2 tRNA genes and 1 rRNA gene are annotated in these 921 nt (G+C 44.7%); all 3 read left to right on the top strand.

The annotated features are described in order from the left end of the window. The first annotated feature begins 179 nt into the window (after positions 1 to 179). The 3 genes from rrf (at position 180) to UF06_RS03340 (ending at position 569) form a co-directional block, all read left to right on the top strand. A 5S ribosomal RNA gene (gene rrf, locus UF06_RS03350) occupies positions 180 to 295 on the top strand. Between the two features lie 75 nt (positions 296 to 370). After that, a tRNA-Asp gene (locus tag UF06_RS03345) sits at positions 371 to 447 on the top strand. Positions 448 to 492: 45 nt separating this feature from the next. Continuing rightward, positions 493 to 569, top strand: a tRNA-Trp gene (locus UF06_RS03340). Positions 570 to 921: the final 352 nt, after the last annotated feature.

Here is a 921-nt window from a genome sequence, read left to right as displayed (position 1 = left end):
TAGGCAGGGTGTGTAAGCGCTGTGAGGCGTTGAGCTAACCTGTACTAATTGCCCGTGAGGCTTAACCATACAACACCCAAAGGGTTTTGGTGGACTCGATACAAGAACGAATTGAATGTGTTGAAAAGAACTTAAACAGCTTTCCAGATTATTCTCTAGAAATAGAGAGAAAGAATTTGCTTGGCGACCATAGCGTTTTGGACCCACCTGATTCCATCCCGAACTCAGAAGTGAAACGAAACAGCGTCGATGGTAGTGTGGGGTCTCCCCATGTGAGAGTAGAACATCGCCAGGCTTTAACTTGTTGTCTTTAGATTTTTAAGAAAAATCTGAAGACAAAAAAAGTAGACGAAACGTCTAACCAGACAGCGGAGCGGTAGTTCAGTCGGTTAGAATACCGGCCTGTCACGCCGGGGGTCGCGGGTTCGAGTCCCGTCCGCTCCGCCATTTATAAAGAGACCTTGCAAGATTGAAAGGTTTTGTCAAATCTGCAGGGGTGTAGCTCCAATTGGCAGAGCAGCGGATTCCAAATCCGCGTGTTGGGAGTTCGAATCTCTCCACCCCTGCCATCATTGAAAGCCTCAGTCGAAAGACTGAGGCTTTTTTATATTCCTCGCTTTACTCTATTTTCTCGAACTCCAGCATTTCTTGCTAAGGGAACTCTATTGGTGTTGCTGGTTCTTCTTGCGGAATAAAAAGAAACCCATCCATGCTATTCCAAGGAATGTGTGGAGTAAGCGTTCCCCACGCATAACGTAATACCAATATAAGTAAAAATGTGATCTAATTGAGGCCATTCAACGATAAAACTTATTCGCTATGGACAGTCTCAATAATATCGACTTTAAAAAGCTCGCAAGCCAGCAGAAATCTATTCAGATGAAAATGAGATTGCTGGCCCTCGCTCATTTCAAAGAGGGA

This window comes from Vibrio sp. S234-5, from assembly GCF_000960595.1.
Classification (GTDB): domain Bacteria; phylum Pseudomonadota; class Gammaproteobacteria; order Enterobacterales; family Vibrionaceae; genus Vibrio.
Note: the sequence above shows the minus strand (reverse complement) of the source record. Positions and strands in the feature narration are given on the sequence as shown.